15 protein-coding genes are annotated in these 20020 nt (G+C 37.2%); 8 read left to right on the plus strand and 7 right to left on the minus strand.

Annotated elements, in window-relative coordinates; all coding sequences use genetic code 11:
* Positions 1 to 23: 23 nt before the first annotated feature.
* Both H4J41_RS12125 and H4J41_RS12130 read right to left on the minus strand, forming a co-directional pair.
* The gene (locus H4J41_RS12125) at positions 24 to 695 is read right to left on the minus strand and encodes a mechanosensitive ion channel domain-containing protein (protein WP_310649826.1); all 672 of its coding nucleotides are present in this window, start codon (positions 693 to 695) and stop codon (positions 24 to 26) included.
* 268 nt (positions 696 to 963) lie between these two features.
* The gene (locus H4J41_RS12130; protein WP_182137840.1) at positions 964 to 1599 is read right to left on the minus strand and encodes a phospholipid-binding protein MlaC; all 636 of its coding nucleotides are present in this window, start codon (positions 1597 to 1599) and stop codon (positions 964 to 966) included.
* A 596-nt stretch (positions 1600 to 2195) separates the two neighbouring features.
* Here H4J41_RS12130 and H4J41_RS12135 point away from each other — a divergent pair.
* The 7 genes from H4J41_RS12135 to H4J41_RS12165 all read left to right on the plus strand — a co-directional run bounded on the left by H4J41_RS12135 (position 2196) and on the right by H4J41_RS12165 (position 10656).
* Entirely contained in the window at positions 2196 to 3968 is a 1773-nt protein-coding gene (locus tag H4J41_RS12135; RefSeq protein ID WP_182137839.1) for a CHASE domain-containing protein, read from the plus strand.
* A 45-nt stretch (positions 3969 to 4013) separates the two neighbouring features.
* Positions 4014 to 4436 (plus strand): response regulator, encoded by a 423-nt coding sequence (locus tag H4J41_RS12140; protein ID WP_182137838.1) that lies wholly within the window; start codon positions 4014 to 4016, stop codon positions 4434 to 4436.
* Between the two features lie 46 nt (positions 4437 to 4482).
* On the plus strand, positions 4483 to 6171 hold the full coding sequence (locus H4J41_RS12145) for a bifunctional diguanylate cyclase/phosphodiesterase (protein ID WP_182137837.1): 1689 nt from the start codon (positions 4483 to 4485) through the stop codon (positions 6169 to 6171).
* A gap of 197 nt (positions 6172 to 6368) precedes the next feature.
* Positions 6369 to 7028, plus strand: a complete 660-nt coding sequence (locus H4J41_RS12150) for a methylamine utilization protein (RefSeq protein ID WP_182137836.1) — start codon at positions 6369 to 6371, stop codon at positions 7026 to 7028.
* Positions 7018 to 9336: an EAL domain-containing protein gene (locus tag H4J41_RS12155; RefSeq protein WP_182137835.1), complete on the plus strand. Its 2319-nt coding sequence runs from the start codon at positions 7018 to 7020 to the stop codon at positions 9334 to 9336. Before H4J41_RS12150 ends, H4J41_RS12155 begins: the two co-directional genes overlap by 11 nt.
* Positions 9329 to 10162, plus strand: a complete 834-nt coding sequence (locus H4J41_RS12160; RefSeq protein WP_182137834.1) for a DUF3034 family protein — start codon at positions 9329 to 9331, stop codon at positions 10160 to 10162. Before H4J41_RS12155 ends, H4J41_RS12160 begins: the two co-directional genes overlap by 8 nt.
* Positions 10163 to 10182: 20 nt before the next feature.
* Positions 10183 to 10656: a group 1 truncated hemoglobin gene (locus H4J41_RS12165; RefSeq protein ID WP_182137833.1), complete on the plus strand. Its 474-nt coding sequence runs from the start codon at positions 10183 to 10185 to the stop codon at positions 10654 to 10656.
* Positions 10657 to 10817: 161 nt separating this feature from the next.
* Here the strand turns inward: H4J41_RS12165 and H4J41_RS12170 are convergent, their stop codons facing one another.
* Positions 10818 to 11684 carry a mechanosensitive ion channel family protein gene (locus tag H4J41_RS12170; RefSeq protein ID WP_182137832.1) on the minus strand — a complete coding sequence of 289 codons (867 nt, stop codon included), beginning with the start codon at positions 11682 to 11684 and terminating at the stop codon, positions 10818 to 10820.
* 13 nt (positions 11685 to 11697) lie between these two features.
* Positions 11698 to 12486 carry a hypothetical protein gene (locus H4J41_RS12175; protein ID WP_182137831.1) on the minus strand — a complete coding sequence of 263 codons (789 nt, stop codon included), beginning with the start codon at positions 12484 to 12486 and terminating at the stop codon, positions 11698 to 11700.
* 254 nt (positions 12487 to 12740) lie between these two features.
* Here H4J41_RS12175 and H4J41_RS12180 point away from each other — a divergent pair, with 254 nt between their 5' ends.
* Entirely contained in the window at positions 12741 to 13580 is an 840-nt protein-coding gene (locus H4J41_RS12180; RefSeq protein WP_182137830.1) for a universal stress protein, read from the plus strand.
* 67 nt (positions 13581 to 13647) lie between these two features.
* On the opposite strand, the gene H4J41_RS12185 is transcribed toward H4J41_RS12180, so the two are convergent.
* Genes H4J41_RS12185 through H4J41_RS12195 form a run of 3 tightly spaced genes read right to left on the minus strand, consistent with a single transcriptional unit; the run spans position 13648 to position 19725 of the window.
* Positions 13648 to 14133: a hypothetical protein gene (locus tag H4J41_RS12185; RefSeq protein ID WP_182137829.1), complete on the minus strand. Its 486-nt coding sequence runs from the start codon at positions 14131 to 14133 to the stop codon at positions 13648 to 13650.
* Positions 14134 to 14164: 31 nt separating this feature from the next.
* The gene (locus tag H4J41_RS12190; RefSeq protein ID WP_182137828.1) at positions 14165 to 17959 is read right to left on the minus strand and encodes a translocation/assembly module TamB domain-containing protein; all 3795 of its coding nucleotides are present in this window, start codon (positions 17957 to 17959) and stop codon (positions 14165 to 14167) included.
* Positions 17956 to 19725, minus strand: coding sequence for a BamA/TamA family outer membrane protein (locus H4J41_RS12195; RefSeq protein WP_310649830.1), 1770 nt, complete (start codon positions 19723 to 19725; stop codon positions 17956 to 17958). Before H4J41_RS12195 ends, H4J41_RS12190 begins: the two co-directional genes overlap by 4 nt.
* Positions 19726 to 20020: the final 295 nt, after the last annotated feature.

Genomic DNA, 20020 nt, shown 5'->3' on the forward strand with positions numbered 1-20020 from the left:
TAGTCTAAATTAGATAAGCAGCACTAAACTTTTTTATTTTCAAACCACAGTTTCATAAAATCCGCAGTAAGCTTTTGCTCTATCCCAAGCGCCTTTTCTGTTGGGCAAAAAATAGAAAACACCACCTGTGTATCACCAAGTTCAGAAGTAGCTACTTGAATATGAGGTTTAGGACCAGAAATGCTGATATCTAAACGATTTTCTATTAGTTGATTATAACGCATAGCCACCTCTTTAAATTCAATGCAATATAAATTTGCCTTTTCATAAAGTGTATCAATAAAAATAAAGGGATTAACACTGTCATCACGCACAATGATGAAGTGGTGCATCGCATAACGTTTTAAAAAATTCAGGTTCTTAATAACTGAGGTAATTAACTGACTGTTAGGCACATACAAGGTTTTACCTGTATATTGATAATTGTGCTTATCAACTTCTAAAAGCGTTAAATTTGCCCAGTCGTTAGAGTGCACTTCACCATAATAATTTCCTACCTGTATCCAATCACCAATGCGAAAAGGTCGACTGGATAAGATATAAATAAAGCCAATAAAGCATTGAATGAACTCTCTTGTTGCAAATACTATGGCAACAATAAAGGCCGCAATTGAAAAAGCAAACCTTTGAATTTCACTCGACCAAATATTAAAAATAAAAATAATAACTAATAAAGTAAATATATTATTTACCATATTAATTTTTAATCTTTTACTTTTCTTAGACTTTCTTTTTATCAGCTTGATTATTAATGCTTTAGTGGCATAAAAAGCCATAATAAATAGTAGAGTTAATAAGAGTTTATGTTGCAATAAAAATTTAACCACAGTGTCTATATATAAAATAATAATGGCCTTGTAATTTTTAGTTACTGATAGTAATGCTTAGTTGATACTTAGCGGTGCTTAATTAGTGCTTAGCGGTGCTTAATAGCTCGTAATCCTTGTTAACTTTTAGCGTTAATTAACCCTCAACCACTTTATGATTAATTTTCTGTAACTGTAGCAAAGTACCTTCTATGCCCAATTTATTAAAACTGGCATTTATTTCTGCTTGTTTTGTTTGCAATAAGCTTATTCCTTCAACCTCAATATCAAAGAAAAGCCAGGCTTGTGTACTTGACTGTAATAATTTAACCACGGCTTTATTGGTTTTAGTGCTGCCAACAATGGTGATATCAACCATCGCCATTTTACCACTTTTAGAGATGGTACTTTCGCCGATATTGATCACTTCATTATCATATTTATTTAATAAATTGCTATAAGTGTTGATAAGCTGTAACGATAACTCAGCGATAAAAGGCTCTCTGAGTTCTTCAGGAACCTTAGTGAAATTTTTATTCAAGATTTTATAAGTAAAGTATCGGGTATCGACTTCTGGCAATAAATACTTGTTTAACACGTCTTTAATATTCGCCTTGGTTAAGGTCTCAGTTTGCTTTAATTTAATTAGCGAAGCTTCAACCTGACTAAATATCTGCTTTACCTTAGCTTTAGCATCGTCAGGAGATGCAAAAACAGTCGCTGTGATTAACAGCGCCATAGTGAAAATAACAACACTGATTAAATTAGTGTTGTAGGTACGTTTGGTTGTCATTTCATTACTCAATAAATAATATATAAACATAATTATAGTCATTCATATCAAGCTAGCAAGCGCATTAATTTATTCAAACTAATCAAATAAATTAATTAAACGCTTCGCGGTAACAAAAATATTAACCACTTGTTCTTGTTAAGGTTAAGATGAAGGTTAACAATTAAATAAACTAGGTTATATTTTCTGTAATACCCTAAAAATTATCATTTAAATCCACTATTGGTGAACTTTAAGTTTACTTTATCCGTATTAGAGTCCTTATAATATTACCTGACTCAACAATTGTTTAAAAAAAACACAATATAGTTTAATAATCACTTTAGCGTCTTAGGTACAGTGGCAATGTACTGGTAATCCACTTATTTATATATTATCTTAAGGCACAGTTAACCTTATTATTGCTCTTATTTCACTGCCATTTTTCAGTGTTATACCTTCAATGTTAACTAATCCACTTTAAGTGATCATCTTTAGCAAATATTTAAATTTAACATCAGTAAATATTGTTGAGGTATGTGTATTAATTTTTAGCACCAAGGATAGGTCTTAATATTTATCTTAGGTATTTAAAACAACATATCGAGACACCATTAATGAAAAATAGTGTGACAGCAGTAACGCATACTGATATTAAAAGACAAAAGTTAATTGATGCAAGTCGATTTCACAGTATACATTGGTTAATATTAATCCTTTCAACCATATTAACTATTGGGGCATGGTACATAGCTTCAGCACAGGTTAATAAAAGAGTGGCTGAACGTTTTGAGCGTGAGTCTTTGCACGTTATAGAACTTGTTAAAGAAAGAATGCAGCTATATGAACACGCCTTATGGGGAGCTGTCGCTCATGTTGATGCTAGCGAAGGTGATATTACTAACCAGCAATGGGAAAACTACAGCAATAGCCTACGCATAGACCAAACCTACCCTGGCATCAATGGCCTAGGGTTAATTTATAATGTTAAGTCTGACCAACATAATAGCTTTATTCTACAGCAGCAAAAAAGCCGACCAAATTTTAGCATCCACCCCTTATATCCCGATGAAGAACTTTGGCCAATTACCTTTATTGAGCCGTACTTAACAAATAAACAGGCTGTGGGTTTAAATGTAGCCTTTGAAAAAAATAGATACTTGGGGGTCAAAAAAGCCAGAGATACAGGTTTAGCACAATTAACCGGACCCATTACCCTAGTACAAGACGAGAAACAAACACCTGGGTTTCTTTTCTATGCCCCTTTCTATAAAAAAGGTCTGCCGCACAACTCAGTAAATACTCGCCAAGCGTCGATACAAGGCGTGGCCTATGCGCCTTTTATTATGTCTAAACTTATTTCCGGCACCTTAGCTGTTGAACAACGCCATGTTTCATTACATATTAGCGACGATGGTAAGTCATTGTATAATGATATAAATAATGTCGACAGTATTGAAATAGACGCTAATCCACTCTTTATTAAGCATATCGATGTTAATTTCTATGGCCGAGAATGGAAGTTTATTGTTAGTTCAAATTTATTCTTTCGAGAGGCTTCAGGTTCTAATCAACCGTATTTCATATTAGCGGGTGGTATTATTATTGATCTTTTGATACTCGCCTTGTTTATTGTACTTTCAAGAGCAAACAAGCAAGCATTAATCTATGCTGACGATATGACTCAGGAACTCAAAATTGGCACTCAACGTCTGATTAGCTCAAACCAAGATCTTGAACAGTTTGCTTATGTAGCTTCACATGATTTGAAGTCACCTTTAAATGCCATAAAAAAATTAGCCAGTTGGATCACTGAGGATTGTGAAAGCATATTACCTGAGGGCTCCAAAAAACATTTAACATTGCTTAATAGCCGCACTGACAGAATGAATAGGTTACTGGACGATTTACTCGACTACTCTCGTATTGGCCGACATGAATATAAACCTCAAAAATTTGATTTAGCCATAATAGCTAACGAAATTTTTAGTCTAATAGATCACCCAACAGGCTTTAATTTGTCGGTAGAAAAGCAGATATTACTTTTGCCTAGAACGCCAATAGAAATTATACTACGCAATCTCCTGTCAAATGCCGTAAAACATCACGATAAACCCACGGGTCACATTAAAATATTGTATAAAACAATGAATAAAATGCACCATATTAGTGTACAAGATGACGGCCCGGGTATTCCACGCGAATTATTTGATAAAGCGTTAGAAATGTTTCAAACTTTACGACCCAGAGATAAAGTTGAAGGTAGTGGTATGGGCTTGTCATTATCAAAGAAAACCATCGAATATTATGGCGGCAGTTTAACGATTGACTCCGATGGTATTACAGGCACTACCATAGTGCTTTTATGGCCCATTACCACAAAAATATAACAACGCAATACTGGCATTAAACAAGATAAACGGATAGCTGAGAAAATGACTGAACAAAAAGAAGTAACGCTGTTATTAATTGAAGATGACGATGTCGATGCTATGTCTATAACGCGTGCCTTTGACAAATTGTGCCTAGGTAACACCATTATTAGAGCAACTGATGGCCTACACGGCTTAGAGTTACTGCGCAGCGGTGCTGTACCCTCTCCTTATATTATATTGCTTGATTTACAAATGCCGCGTTTAAATGGTTTAGAGTTTTTAGAAAAGATTCGTCAAGATCCACAATTAGACAAGAGTATTATTTTTGTTTTAACGACATCAAAATCAGATAAAGATATTACCGCCAGCTACCAAAAAAATATCGCGGGTTACTTTATTAAAGATCAAGTAGGAGACGGTTTTTTAGACATCGTAAAGGTGCTCAAAGGCTATTGGAAAATAGTTCTTTTCCCAGAAAGTTAAACAAATCAGCCATACTTTTACCGTGATGATCACGAAAGGATAAAATTTGAATATTTTAATTGTTGACGACGACGTTGTCGATCGCGAACACCTTATAAGAACATTAAATAAAGCTAATAGCGACTGTCATATTGTTGAAACTGAGTCAGTAGATGAAGGCTTAGCGGCCTTCAAAGCTGAAAAATTTGATGTGGTGTTATTAGATTACCGCATGCCCAAACGTGACGGTATTGAATTATTACTAGAGTTACGCAGCGCTTTAGTAGATCAATCTGTTGCCATTATTATGCTGAGTAATTCTGAAGAGTCAGATTTAGCGTTAGAATGCATCAAAAATGGTGCGCAAGACTTTTTACTTAAATCAGAGGTCACTTCATCAAGGTTACAACGTGCAATACTACAATCTCAAACACGCTTTGAATTAGAGAAAAAACTTTATAAAAGTTACCAAGAAGCAAGAGAGCTAGCAGAACATGACTCATTAACTGGCTTAGCTAATCGTTACGTATTTGAAGAGGCTTTACGTTTAAACATTACACAACAACCTCGTGATGACGCTAAATTAGCCTTAATATTATTCGACCTTGATAATTTCAAGTTCATTAACGATAGCCATGGCCATGATATTGGCGATCTATTGTTAAAACAAGTATCCAATAGAGTCTACAAGTGCCTGCGTGAAAATGAATTATTTGCGCGTGTAGGTGGAGACGAATTTGCTATTATATTAAGCCACTTAAAATCTGTAGACAATGCAACTAGAGTAACCCAACGAATATTAAATTGTTTTGATGAGGCATTTAATATTTTAGGTATAGAAATAAAAATGGGCGCAAGTATTGGTATTGCCATATTCCCTGACAATAGCATCAGCGCTACTGAATTACTTAAATATGCCGACATTGCCATGTATCGCGCAAAAAAATTGGGTCGAAATCAAATATGCTATTTTGAAAAAAAAATGCAAGAGCAATTTTTACAACAATACCAAATTGAAGCTAATTTAGTTGGTGCTTTAGAGCGCGATGAATTTATATTACATTACCAACCTATAGTTGACACAGTCACATTACAAGTTATCGGCTTTGAAGCATTAATACGCTGGAACTTTCAAAACACCTTGCACTTTCCAGATAGTTTTATACCTATCGCTGAGTCTTCTCGTGCCATTATTGATATTGGTCGCTGGGTGATAGCCCAAGCCATATATCAAATATCAACATGGAATTTACGCAACGACAAAGCATTATCCATCGCCATTAATTTATCAAGCGTACAATTGGCTGATAGAACATTGATCAGTTTCATCAAAAGCATAATAGAAAAATATCAGGTACCACCTGCATTGATAGAATTTGAACTCACTGAAACGGCTTTACTTGACAACAGTAGTCAAGCGATTGCGGTTATCGAATCAATTAGCCAGTTAGGTTGCCATATTGCATTAGATGATTTTGGCACTGGGTTTTCGTCAGTATCACATTTACAAAATTTCCCCATTAATACCGTTAAAATTGACAAGTCGTTAATGCTTGCCTCCAATGAGCCAAAAACACGAGCCTTAGTAGATGGCCTTACCGCTATGCTGCATTCTTTAGGCTTAAATATTGTCGCAGAGGGTATTGAAGATGAAAATAATTTACGTTTATGCCAACAACTTAATATTCAGCGCATACAAGGCTACTTTTTTTCTAAACCGTTAAGTACTGCATGCATTGAGAAGAAATATCTCTAATGCATTTCACTGTCCCTACTCACGGTACCGTTTTATTTAAGCGCTTTGGTTTTGATATTTAGTTTGCAATTACCTGACCAAAAACTTAATCTGATTTTAAGATATAGCTAGGTTAAGTCACTGATTTTATTTTGCAATAAGTCTGCTCAATCAGCGTTCTTATTGATACTTTACCTAAATAGTTTTAAAAGGAAATTATGATAAATCGTCTTTTAAATACCTCAAGCATTGTTATTACGCTTTTAGTACTTTGTACGCAAGCAAGCGCCGAGTCTTTTCTAGTGCAAGATCAGCATGGGTTGCCACTTAAAAATGCAGTATTGGAGTTCTCTGTAACCAATCCTGCTGCTGAGGCTGTGTCACCACCAAATACTTTGATTATGGATCAGGTTGATAAACTTTTTAAACCCGAGGTGTTAGTTATCCATCAAGGTGACTATGTTAATTTCCCCAATAGTGACAACATCAGGCATCATGTTTACTCGTTTTCATCGGTAAAACCTTTTGAATTAAAACTTTACTCAGGAAAATCTAAAGCACCATTACAGTTTGATGTTGCCGGCGTGGCTGTATTAGGCTGCAACATACACGACTCCATGATTGGTTATATTTATATTGCTAGCTCAACGCAGGTATTAATGACTAACGAGCAAGGCATAGCAAGATTAGCAGATACGGTTGCATACGATAGCGTTAATGTTTGGCATGCAAGTTCGGTTACTCGCTTAACAAATATGAGTTATGAAGATTTGTCTAAAAGCAAAAATAATAATGGCGCATTGGTGATTAATTTAGTTGTTGAAGCGCCTGAGCCACGCAATACCTTTCAAAGTATCTTCAAAAAAAATGGCCAGTAAACTTACTCTACGTAAACAAATCACTTTTCTAGGTGTGTCACTGGTTGTTTTAACGGTGGCCAGTTTATTAGCCGTGTCTTTGTGGAAAACCATATCGTCACATAACCTACAAATAAATCAACGTATTACCAGTGCTGAAAACGTATTAATAGAGTATTTACAAGCCAAAGAAGAATTACTGCTGACGGCATCAAAAGTGCTGACGGCAGACTTCGGTTTTAAGCAAGCGGTTGCCTCACGTGATCAGGCCACTATTGCTAGCGTGTTACAAAACCATGGTTCTCGAATTAATGCGAGTTTAATGGTGCTAAGTGATTTAAATGGTGAAATTATTTCTTCAAGTAATAACCAACTTACCTTTGACTCGACCTTAAGCCAAAGCTTAATGGCCATAAAACAAAACTTGAATAAAACTCAGTTAATGCTGCTTGGTGGTAATTTATACCAACTCATTGTTTTGCCGGTTGAAGCACCCAGAACCATTGCCTACTCTGTCATAGGTTTCCAAATAGATCAGGCCTTCGTTAATGAGTTAAAAAGGCTAATGACGGTTGAAGTTAGCTTTATTTATAACGATGCACTGATTATATCGACTTTGCAAAATATCGATGCCAGCCATAAAGAACATTTTAAGAAAACCGATAACTCGTGGTTACTCTTTGAAAGAAAGCTTTATGAGAACAAGCTGATAACATTTACTGATTCGCAAAATCATGAATACATTGCACAATTGTCTGTAGATTTATCTCCAAGCTATATAGAACTTGATAAATTAGTCGCTATTACACTGTTAATTTCGCTTTTGATCATTGGCATTACCGCCATTGTTTGTAGTTTTATTGCCAGAAGCCTCACTAAACCTCTGCAGCAACTTACGCAATTAAGCCATGACTTTGCTCGCGGTAAATATGAGCATAACAGTATGATGTCAGACGGTGGTGTAGAAGTGCTCCGGCTTTACACCAGCTTTATTCAAATGGGTAAAAAAATTGAACAACGTGAAATTAAAATTAATTATCAGGCAAAACATGACGCGTTAACTGATGTTTATAATCGCACTACTTTTCTTGAACTGCTGGCAGAAAAAATCGCCTTACATGATCATAACACTGACGGTTCATTATTGCTGATGGCAATAAACGTACGCAATTTTAAACGCATAAACGATAGTTTAGGCTCAAGCACTGGTGATCTTACCCTTAGGTCTGTTGTCGAAAGGATTAAAGCCATTTATCCAGAACAAACATTAATGGTAGGACGATTTTCAGGTACTGAATTTTGGGTGGTTATTAACCTAAAAAACAATGAAAGTTATGAGGATATTATTGAACATTTTTTACCGCCTTTAAGAGCACCGTTAAAAGTTAATAAACTCTGGTTGAATTTAAATTATTGTCTTGGCACTTGTCTTTTCCCCGAGCAAAGTAGCGATGTAAAAGCAGTAGTGCGAAGAACGACTATTGCTTTGGAAGCTGCAAAAACAGAAAATGCAACGCTAAGAGCTTACCAAAGTGGTGAAGATGAAGCCTATTTAGAAAGGTTAAATTTACTTGAAGAACTCAGAGAAACATTAACACGTGATGATGGCGAGTTGTTCATGGTTTATCAACCCAAGCTCAATTTAGAAAACGGAAAAATAGAAAAAGTAGAGTCATTAATTCGTTGGATAAAACCGAATGGACAATTTGTCTCTCCTGAGTTATTTATTGATTTAGCTGAGCAATCGGGGCTTATTATTAAATTAACCCATTGGGTCATAGATACGGTATTTAAGCAGCAACAAGAGTGGCAAGCTAAAAACCTTAAGCTTAAGGTTGCCATCAATATATCAGCGCAGGACATGATCCATACTGATTTTATTGACTTTGTTTTTGAAAAAATTTCACAATACCATGTCGATCCTAAACTTGTTACCTTAGAAATAACTGAACGAGATATTATGACTAATGAAGATTTAGTGATTAGTCGACTCACACAGTTAAAGCAGACCGGTATACAAATCTCTGTTGATGACTACGGTATTGGTGAATCATCTTTAGGTAAATTAAAGCAATTACCCATTGATGAGTTAAAAATAGATAAAGCCTTTATACTTGAATTAGACACATCAGAAAAAGACCAATACATTGTTCAATCTACCATAGAGTTGAGCCACCAATTAGGTTTTAGTGTGGTTGCTGAAGGTGTAGAAAATAAAGCGTCTCTAGATATGCTCAAAGCAATGAAATGTAACCATGCACAAGGTTACTTTATTTCACGTCCCATTAAATCAGCTGAATTACTAATATGGTTAAATGCCTATGAATAAAATATCACCCTTACTTTATGGCTGTTTTCTTGCGCTTTGCTCTGCCAACTGCTCAGCTGAAGGTAAAATATTAGCCACGCCAGGGGTTTCTCAAATTGAAGGCTCTGGCGGCGGTGGCATTGTACCTTGGGCGCAGTTAGCCGGCTATGCGACTGAAGAAAGTATCTCGGTCAGTGCGGCGTGTAGTCGAGTTACTGTTAAAGATTTTTCTTTAGATAGCTGTGCTGTACAGGCAAATTTATATGACACAATAGAATTGTCGTATGCTAAACAAAGCTTTGAAGTAACCCCGCTTAAACTGAATTTAAAGCAAAATATTATTGGAGCAAAAATTAATTTATTTGGCGATTTAGTCTACTCCACTATGCCGCAAGTGAGTTTAGGCATTCAATCAAAAAGATTAAAAACCAGTGATGTCGCATTTTCATTAGGTGCAAAAAAAGATACTGGCACTGATGTTTACATCGCCGCAAGTAAACTGCACCTAGGCTTTATTAATGGTTACAACTGGTTATGGAACGTTACCGCCAGACATACTAAAAGCAATCAACTAGGCTTGCTGGGTTTTGGTGGTGCTCATGAAAAGAAAAAAATTCAATTAGAAGTTTCAAGCGCTATTTTACTTAACCGACACTTAGCCCTTGGTGTCGAATTTAGGCAAAAACCTGATAACTTAAATTTGGGTGAAGACCACTGGAAAGATATTTTCATTGCCTGGTTTCCCAATAAACATCTTAGCGTGACATTGGCCTATGTTGACTTAGGTAGTATTGCCGCCATTGACAAACAAACCGGTTGGTATTTATCAACTATGTGGTATTTATAATGAAAACTGGAATAACGAATATGACAAAAGCAATAATATTACTGCTATTAATGAGTTGTTTAGCTTGCTCTTCGCCTAGCGAGAATATTGATAGTCATAGTGATAGCCACATTGATAGTAATAATCATGCACAGACCGAGCCCAGCCTTTATCAAGAAATGGGTGAAAAGCCAGCACTTGATAACATCATTGATAATTTAATTAATATTATTGGTCAAGATGATGTGGTGTTTTCTCACTTTGCTCAAAGTAATGTCACCCGTTTTAAAGACCAACTCACGGTGTTTTTGTGCCATTTAGCTGACGGTCCTTGTCAATACAAAGGTGACAGTATGAAAGATATTCATCAAGGCATGTATATCAATAAAAACGAATTTAATCATTTTGTTGAGCTTTTTATTGAGGCTATGGATAATGCAGATATTAGCTACCCAATCCAAAACAAATTATTAGCGCGACTTGCGCCACTCAGAAAAACCATCATTAAAATATAACAACTTTCTGTCAGTACACTGTCAGTAAACTTGGGGCTAAAGCTGCTGGCATACAAGCTAATTGAAAAACAGTGTCGGTTACATGCTCCAGTATAGCGTTTTAAACCAGTAACTTTAGTGCTTGTTAAAACTTTATATGCGCAGTTAAACTAGCGGCTAAATTACTTATCGCTTTTGTCATTGTTGTTGTTGTTGTTGTTAGTAGATGAAAGTGGAAAAGGGCTTGTCGCCGTACCCGCATATAAACTTACGTGTGGAAAAGGTATTTCAATTCCTTGCTGATCAAACGCGTTTTTAATCTCTATATACATGCTATTTCTCAAGGTTAGAAAATTCTCTCGTATCGCCCACACTGAAAACTGAATATCAATAGAAGAGCTACCAAAGCCAGTTATGATAAAAACTGGCGCCGGCTCTTCTAAACAAATTAAATTTTTCGCCGCAATATCCATCAATATATTACGTACTTTTTCAATGTCTTCTTTATAGGCAATACCAATGATTAAATCAGCACGCCTAATCGGATATTTGGTCAGTGTGGTGACCGCGCTTTTTATCATACTTTCATTGGGAATACGGACAAACAAGTTGTCAAACGTACGTAGTTTAACTGAGAGTAAATCAATCGATATAACTTCACCGGTAATGTCGTTGACACGAATAACATCGGTAATAGAAAAGGGCCGTTCAATCATCAAGAATAAACCACTAATTAAGTTTGATGCTGACGTTTGAGAAGCAAACCCTAAAGCAACAGTAAAAATGCCCGCTGCGCCAAGTAAAATACTGAGATCAATACCGATATTATCTAAGGCTGAAATGGTAACTAAAATTAAAATACCGTAAAAAATAGTTCTTTTAAGGAATAACTGCCCATGAGCCGTCATTTTATGCTGACATACTTTAACAATAGCACTGCTGATTAAGCGCGCGATGATAAAACCAATAATAAACAATAAAGTAGCCTGAATAAAAGCAAATAAATGTGAGGCTTTTAGTAGCTCGATAAACGCTATGATGTCTTTCACAAAATCTCTCTTTTTAAGCAAACAAGCTACTAATACTGCGTATGAGTATACTTTGTTCGGTTGCGATTCTTGGGCCACTAATTAACACCGGCGATAAGGCTTCAACTGGCGCTTGCTTATCAAGATGCAGTTCAACATTAGCACTATCACCATCTCGATGCACCGAAATGCCCGTGGTCCAAAGTTGATGTTCTTCATCAGCGTATAAATGCAACAAGGTCACCGGGACATTAATGCGCTCTATGGTTAACGCCTTGCTATGGTTATTAATCACCGTAATTGGGGTTATTGCGCGATGTGGCCGTTTGTCTATATTATTAAGCTGAATACGGGCCTCAGTATATTTTGCGTAACATATTTGCCCTTCTCTTGTCGATGGACCAAACCAAGAGTCAGACGGTCGCCAAAAGGGTAAATCAAGTAAGCATTCACCTTTAGGTAATAATTGAGCCGAGAACCAAATAGGCGTGCTAACGTATAACCGTGATTTCTCACCCGCAAGTAAAGTTAAGGGTGTATCTGGGCGCGCCACTACGGCTCGGTCTGCTAGTAAAGGTAATATCCGTACGTTTTGAGACGTGCTTTGTTGCAAATATCGGCCGAATTTTGCTTCACCAATAGCGTAATTTTCATCGCCATTGCCAACAACCATTAGCTCGTTGTTATCAGTATCTGTTTCTAGATTCCAACTGTTCCATTCATTGTCTAAGCGTTTAAGAATGATGGCTCTCTCACCCAGTCGCCAGCAGCGTTGTTGTTGAAGGTCAAAAGTAAACTCGCCCCACCATGCATTATTCAGCATTTTAATTTTCTCTGTTTTATTTGCCTGTTATCTAATTTCAAAGTAGCTAATTTCAAAGTAGCTAATTTCAAAGTAGCTAATTTTAAAGTACCTAATAGCTTGTGAAACTGTATAAATTTAGCTTACTTTTCAATTAATAATTTCTTTCCATATTGATAGATTATGCTATCTTAAGTCACTTGTGTATAGACAAAATTCCGCATATATATTGGCGTTTACTGCGGTTAATTATCAACCACTTCAAGGAGGGTATCATGACAACATTACACATTATTTTGTCTGATTTGGAAATCACTCATACCATTTTTTCTAAGATAAGCCTACTGCAAAATAAATTTTCAGCGAATGTTGTTTGGTATTTACATCATCATCAGCGCTTTTTTGATCGCCGTTATTTTTCAAATGAACTCGCCGCAATGTCAGGTAACTTACAGGCAAATCATCAAAACCAAATTGACCAAATTGAATTAAAAATTAAGCAGCACTTCCCAAAGAGCAAGGTGCATATCTGTAAAGAAAAATACTGGTCAAAGCAAGTAAATAACGAGGCTAACACACTAGATCCTATCGTTATTATTCGCTCAAAATCTGGCCTTACCTCGGCTGACAATCAATATATTAGTAACAATCAGCATACGGTATTTATATTAAACCAAGAAAAATGGTTATCTGATGGTAAAGCCATCGGGGCAATTGACCCATTTCATGAAGATGACAGCGACAACAAGTCTGATCGTAAAGTTTATCTCTTTATGCGCCAGTGGTGCACACCCGCAGAGCAAACAGAGGCTTTTTTATTACACGTTATTCACATTCCACCTTTGGCGATTGAATACGAAAAAAAAATTGAGGCTTTGCACAAAGAACAAATATATCGTTTCGCTGAACAAGTAAAATGCGCAAAAAAATTGTTAACCTTTGTTCGTGGTACACCAGAGCATGCTTTGCTCACTTACGTTGACGATAATAAAATAGACGTAATCGTACTCGGCTGTAGAAAGCACAGCTTATTTGACAAGTGGCTCAATGGTTCAACAATTTCAGCACTTATTAGCCATCAAAATAGTGATATGGTTTTAATCAATACTCCTTAACTAGTTTTGCTGTTTTTGACTGATGAATAAAAATTATCGTTATTTATCAGTTAAATATTTTTATATCTTAACTACGCAATATAAAAAATAAATCCCCAAATCCCCACAATAACGTCCCTGTAATAAGTAATGAAACCTCAAGAATACCCAGTTGTAATCTAACGGCTTGTAATAATTTTCCGGTTTTTTCTTCAAAGTCATCTTCAATGCTTTGAATTTCGCTTGCTATATTTTCGCTTGATACCTTGGATTTATGTAATTTTCTTTTAGTGCGAGCCAGTACTATGCGATGATGAAAATTAAGTCGACTAAGTAATAATCGTTCTTGTATTATCCCACCCAACCCGGACCAAACACCCAGTATCACAATTAAACAACCACTGCGAGAAAGCCATTCTAAACCAGCAAATTGTATTATCGATAAATACACTCCAAGCATGGCTGTTAATATCGCCAATGACCAACTGATGAATGGATGACGTTTAGGAATGCTTACAGGTGTGACTATTGCTGTTGATGTTAGCTGGGTGGAGCCTGTTGAACCTTTTGACATAAACACCTTCTTTTTAATTTAATTGCCAGTACTAATTTTTGTCTTTGTCTTTGTCTTTGTCTTTGTCTTTAGTGGATGAAAACTGCTTTTTATAGTTGATGTTAGCACTTATTTCATCGCCACTAATGGCTTCAAACGATATATTCGGCGATAGCTTGTATTCAATATTCCACCCCGCCTGAACGCTACTGTCAGAGTCAATACTGGTGCCGTACCCTACATTTAAGCGGTCATTAATTTTTGCGGCAATATCAACACGCGTGCTATTTCCGTTATTAGCACTTTTACTGGTAAAAGCCACATCTTTGAGGCCCAGTTGCTCACCAATTTTTTGCACTAATTTGTTGGCACTCTCTACTCCTAAACTAATGGCGGCACTGGTCAGTGCATTGCCCTCTTGCTGTGATAAAGAATCTAATTTTCGGCCAGTGATCAGTAATGACAATACATTTTCATCCGCCATTGTTGGCTCTGAAAATAATGTTAAACGAGGGTTATGTATTGTTCCATCAGCAATAATCCCAACCTTGATATCATCAACTATACGAACCGCTCGAAACTGAATGCTTGGATTTGCTGCCGTACCCAGAAACAATAATTGCCCCTGTTCAATAGTTAATGTTTGCTTGTAGGCTTCAAATTTACCCTCTTTTAAATCTAAGCGACCATTAAGAGTCAAAGGTTGGCCGGTAATAAGTGATGAAGATAAATTACCCTGTATTTCGCTTGATAAACCAAAACCACTGATTTTAACATTGTCTCCTGCTGATAGCGTTAGCGAGATATTATAGTCAAGTGCTGGGTCTTTTTCGGCTAGGTTTTTTTCGTCAACAATAACTTGGTCTTCTGAAACACTAATGGCAGGTTTTGGCAAAGACGCTATTTTGATATCAGCTTGGTCAACAATTAAGTTACCGTCTACAGTTAAGTGCTTGTCTTGATAATTTGCCTTTAACATGGGCGAAACAATTAATTTATTATCGTTATTATTGACCAAGGTAACTTGTTGACCTTCAATCGTTAGATTTGCTTTTATCGGCATTGATAGCTTTGCTTGCCCTGCTATTGTTAGTGATCCCTGCGGATTTTGTAATTCGCCTAATAATATAACACGGTCTTGTTGACTACTTAATTTTACTTTGCTGTTACGAATATCTAAGCCATATTCATCAATAACTAAATGTTCAATGCCAAGCGAACCCTCGCCTGTAAATATTGGCTCACGCCAAGTACCTGCTAAGGTAAAGTTTTGCACTAGATTACCTTCGATTTTATCGATACGTTTTTGCCACTGCTTAAGCCATTCAAATTGCTGTAAATTAACTGACAAGTCACCAGAAAGGCGAGCTGAATCAATCAGCGGCCAGTCACTGTTAAACTGGGCCGTTATTTCATCTTCGCCAGATAATTGTATGTTCAAACCAGTAGATATTTTATCTTTTTGCCATTTACCCTGCAGTTTTAAAAGCGCTACTGTTAATAAATGCTTTGATAGCTGTGTGTCAGCTGGGCTGCTTTCATCTGGAACGCTCAAGGTAATATCAGTTTGTGCTAAGTCAAAATCGACGGTAAAGTCAGGCGTAATCGATAACAACATCTGACCTGTAGGCATCGAAATTTCAGCTGGCCACTCGGGTAATTGTAACTGGGTATTTATTGTCTGCCATTGCGTGGTGATTGCGATAGTATTTTGCTGCTGCTGGCTAAGTATCGTCAGTTCTTGTCCGTGTATTTGAACGTCAGATGACTGCCATTTAAAGCTTGGTATCGTTACATTGGCCGAAATTCCTGCCAATTGCTGACCTTTACCTGATAACGCTAACTGACCTGTCACCCTACCTTGAACTTCTTGCGGGTATTTTGATGGCTGAGCGAGTAGTGTGGACTGCCAATGCTTCACCTGCTGGAAAATTGGTGACATTGACCATTGTTCGAAAGTTAAATTAGCTGTCCACTGCTCTACTTGCTTATCCGCATTGATACAAAGTTTGCCACTGCCGCTAAGACATAGATTTTTTATTCGTTGATTTTCAGCACTTAATTGTAATTGCTCTGTGGTTAAAACCAGTGCTTGTTGTTGGTTTTCGGCCTTAAAGTCAAGGTTATTGATCTGCCATATAGCCTTTGATATATCACTACTGATGCTAAACGGTTTTGTATCTTGTTGCAGTAATTGACCATCAAAACTTAATTTAACAGCTGTGTTTTCAGCTAATGTAGCGCTAATGAGCATTTTATGATCAGCGGGTAAACCAGAGATTTTCAATGAAGGTTGTTCAAGGCTAAACTCATTAATATTAAGTGCGTCGGCCTTAACATCGCCCTGCCAGCCTTCGCTAAAATCTAACGCCCAATGAATTTTTTTACCGTCAAACTTTGCCAGCGCAAGTTTATCTATCTTGCCTTGACTAGAAATAAACCATTGAGACTGTTGTTGTTCTAACTGCCAACTGGCATTGACATTAGCCAACTCAAAGACATTGTTTAATGCTAACGAGCGACCATTAAGCTGACCTTTTAGCGAAAAGTTTTCAGAGGTCGGATTATCAACATTAAACTCACCTTGTATTGTTGCCGTTAAATTACCCAAGGTTAACTTGTTACTTTTAACCGTAGCAATACCTTGTTTAATGGCCAAATCAAGGCTCGCTAGCACTGGCCATGATTGCTTTATCGCAGGGGTGCTTTGGTCAATCGCCTCGGGCAGTGCTTGGCGCAAGGTTGTGGCGATTTGCGCGGCATTAAGCTCATTTTTTAATAACAAAGAGACGGCTGAACTCGCACGCCAATCTACTACATTAGCTAGCTCGGTATTAATGGTTAACTGTATGTCTTTAAACTCTTGCCATCTTGCCTGTATTTGTAATTTAGCGCTCAACTTTGGCCAATTAAGTTCAAAGTTTGCTTTGGTTTTTTCGAGATCAATAGCTTGACTGGCCAACTCAACTTGTTGTTTATCAGCTATTAATATGCCACGTTTTAAAAATAAGCCTTGGTTATAAAACCAATCGCTAGTCACTAGCATTTGATTAGGTGATTGCAACTGTAAAGTTAATTGTGATGAGTCACTGATATTGCCTTTAGATTTTACATTTCCTGAAATTTTGGCCCCCTGCACCTCAACCGCTAACTGATGCGGCCACTTTTTTCGCATGTCAAGATAACCAGATACCGCTATCTTGTGTTCGTCAAATGTAAGCTTTAACGCACCAACGCTTGCTTTGCTACGCGCGAAGGCTAATTTTTTTAATACTAGGTCGCTAACATTGTACTCCGTACTAGCTGAAGCTGTGTTTGCTGAATGGGCTCTTTGTGAAGGTATGCTTGTTGCGGGGTCACTGTTTTTCGCTGGCGTTATTTTAGCGGTCATTGCCTGATAGCTAATGCTAGCCATAGTCACTTGCTTCACTTTGAGCGCAATAGGTAATGTCACTGTCGCTAGCTTGGGTAATGCCTCTGGCGAAGAGGCGGTTTTTTCATCGTTAACACTCGATACCGCTAAGGTACTTAAAGCAATGCTATCGCACGAGAGCAAACGGTCAATCAAGTGCAACCATTGGCAGTCAACCGATAACTCGGTCATCTGTACTTTGGTGCCCTCTTGTTGCCATTCAAGCTCGGCTAGCTTTATGCGCGTATTTAATGTGCCACTGATTTTACCTAAACGTAGTTCCTGTGGTTGCAGTTGGGCAATGCGCGCAGCTAACCACTGCAAACCTGATTCTGTCGTATACAGCCATGAGAGCATTAACAGCGTGATAACCATTAAGCCAGTAGTAATTAGGCTAAACCACTTTAACAGCGCTTTCTTTTTGAAGTAACTCATAAATCTGGCCCTATGGTGATATGAAAACGCCAGCCTTTATTACCATCAAGTGCTTTAGCAATATCGAGTCGAATAGCGCCAATCGGTGTTACCCACCTTAGCCCAGTGCCGATTGATTTATATATTTTCCAATCCCGCCAATCATTAAAGGCATTGCCTTGATCGGTAAATACCGCCCAACGAAAGTCGTCATTAAATAAGTAATCGACCTCAAGACTTGACGATACAACATGCTTACCACCTAGTGAGACGTTATTCTCCACAGGCGACAAACTTTGATGTTTATAACCTCTGACTGAAACATCACCGCCGGCAAAAAATCGATAGTTTGATGGCATAGAGCGATTAAAATCATCGGTATCCATCCACGTAGTGCCCAAACGTGCACGTAACAATAATCGCCAGTTATTATTGAGTGACCAAATACGTTTTACTTTTTGGTCCGTTTGTAAAAATTTTATATCGGGATCGCTAAATTGCTCACCACTAAAACGAAATATACTTTGCCAACGCCAACCTGCTATAGCGGAAAAGGGATCGGTAACACTGTAATAATTGAGTTGCCATGAAGGTACAATATATTGCAAACTACGATTCACGTTAGCATCTGATTCTAACAGCTCTTGTGCCATGGCAATTGACCATTGACTAGACCAATTTTCATTGATTTTATTGGCCAGCACAGACTCTAAGGTGAAAATTTTACTGCGACCTATTTCCTCATTTTTAATCTGATAACTGACTAGGTTTATCCATTGACTGTTGGCTGTATCTAACGGTATTTGGTATTGAAACGTTGCGTGTATATCAGCAATATCGAGCTTTACTTTATTAAAATCTATCGCGGTAATATATTGATGAGCGCTACTATTTACTCGTCGATTTCTCCAACTTACCCCTAGTTTTCCTCCGCTGTCAGTGCCATAGCCTAACAAAGTTTTAAGTTCATATTTGTCAGTATCCAATATTGAAAGGCTAACATCGACCGTTTTTGTCAGATGGTCAACTGACTGTTCAACCACCACTGATTTAAAAAAACCAGAGCGATTTAAGGCCTGCTGACTGGCAATAATGTCGAGTTGACTATAATTGTCACCAGAGCGAATGGTTGAATAACGATTGATTAAATCATGGGATAAAACTGTGCCCTCAATCGTCACTTTGTTAATGCTATAGCGAGCGCCACAGTTGAACACCCAATGCACATCGGCTTGAAACTGAGCCACATCAACATTTAACACACTAGATGAAAAAGTGGCGTTTAATAAACCTAACTCTTGTGCTTCGCGTTGCAACGAGGCTTTAAACTGGCTGTAATCGCCATGATTAATAATTTTGCCTTGGGTAAAGGGATGTTTAGCAATAAGTTGGGGGATTTCCTTAATTTCATTCTCGCAGTTGAGCACAATATTGGTGTTGTGCCACCGCACAGGAGTCTGTAAATCAATGGTGAGTATTTTACCTTGTTTATCGTCAGCCAAGGTTAACACAGGCTGGTAATAGCCCAATGCCTGCAACGCGCTGCGGGCTTTAGTTAAAATATAATTGTCTGATTGTGGAAAACCCAGCAGTGACAATGGAATGGTATTTTCGTTACTGCTCAAATTACGTAAGATATTGGTTTTGAATGCGCTTTCAACACCTATAATATTGAGATGGGTACCGACATTATCACCAGGCTCTGCTGATTGCACTGCAAAGGCATTTGCTAACATTAAAACAGCCATTAATGTATAGAGTAGTCGATTGCGGTAAGGGGAATTCACTTGTTTCAATATTCTTCCATGGTTAATTGACTGATAAAAATCTAACATCAGCATAATAATTATGACGACTTTGTTGCAGGAGATCATTAAATAAATATTATTTACAATAAATTATCCGAATACATCGCGGTGGTAAATTAAATGCGTTTAAACTCATGCTTTAATTGAAACTTCAACTAAGGGTTAAATTAAGGCTTAAACCAAGGCATTAACTAAGACATTGGCTAAGATTTTATTGACTGGATTTTTAACCTTGTTTTACCCTGCTTTATGCAATATTTATAATGCGTAGCTC

The sequence above is a fragment of the Colwellia sp. MB3u-45 genome, assembly GCF_014077005.1.
Taxonomy (GTDB): Bacteria; Pseudomonadota; Gammaproteobacteria; order Enterobacterales; family Alteromonadaceae; genus Cognaticolwellia.

What these genes read in the sequence shown, in the direction of transcription:
- H4J41_RS12190 (WP_182137828.1), bottom strand. Translation starts at nt 17,959, where the DNA reads ATGAGTTACTTCAAAAAGAAAGCGCTGTTAAAGTGGTTTAGCCTAATT.
- H4J41_RS12155 (WP_182137835.1), top strand. Translation starts at nt 7,018, where the DNA reads ATGGCCAGTAAACTTACTCTACGTAAACAAATCACTTTTCTAGGTGTG.
- H4J41_RS12185 (WP_182137829.1), bottom strand. Translation starts at nt 14,133, where the DNA reads ATGTCAAAAGGTTCAACAGGCTCCACCCAGCTAACATCAACAGCAATA.
- H4J41_RS12125 (WP_310649826.1), bottom strand. Translation starts at nt 695, where the DNA reads ATGGTAAATAATATATTTACTTTATTAGTTATTATTTTTATTTTTAAT.
- H4J41_RS12150 (WP_182137836.1), top strand. Translation starts at nt 6,369, where the DNA reads ATGATAAATCGTCTTTTAAATACCTCAAGCATTGTTATTACGCTTTTA.
- H4J41_RS12175 (WP_182137831.1), bottom strand. Translation starts at nt 12,486, where the DNA reads ATGCTGAATAATGCATGGTGGGGCGAGTTTACTTTTGACCTTCAACAA.
- H4J41_RS12180 (WP_182137830.1), top strand. Translation starts at nt 12,741, where the DNA reads ATGACAACATTACACATTATTTTGTCTGATTTGGAAATCACTCATACC.
- H4J41_RS12160 (WP_182137834.1), top strand. Translation starts at nt 9,329, where the DNA reads ATGAATAAAATATCACCCTTACTTTATGGCTGTTTTCTTGCGCTTTGC.
- H4J41_RS12140 (WP_182137838.1), top strand. Translation starts at nt 4,014, where the DNA reads ATGACTGAACAAAAAGAAGTAACGCTGTTATTAATTGAAGATGACGAT.
- H4J41_RS12165 (WP_182137833.1), top strand. Translation starts at nt 10,183, where the DNA reads ATGACAAAAGCAATAATATTACTGCTATTAATGAGTTGTTTAGCTTGC.
- H4J41_RS12130 (WP_182137840.1), bottom strand. Translation starts at nt 1,599, where the DNA reads ATGACAACCAAACGTACCTACAACACTAATTTAATCAGTGTTGTTATT.
- H4J41_RS12135 (WP_182137839.1), top strand. Translation starts at nt 2,196, where the DNA reads ATGAAAAATAGTGTGACAGCAGTAACGCATACTGATATTAAAAGACAA.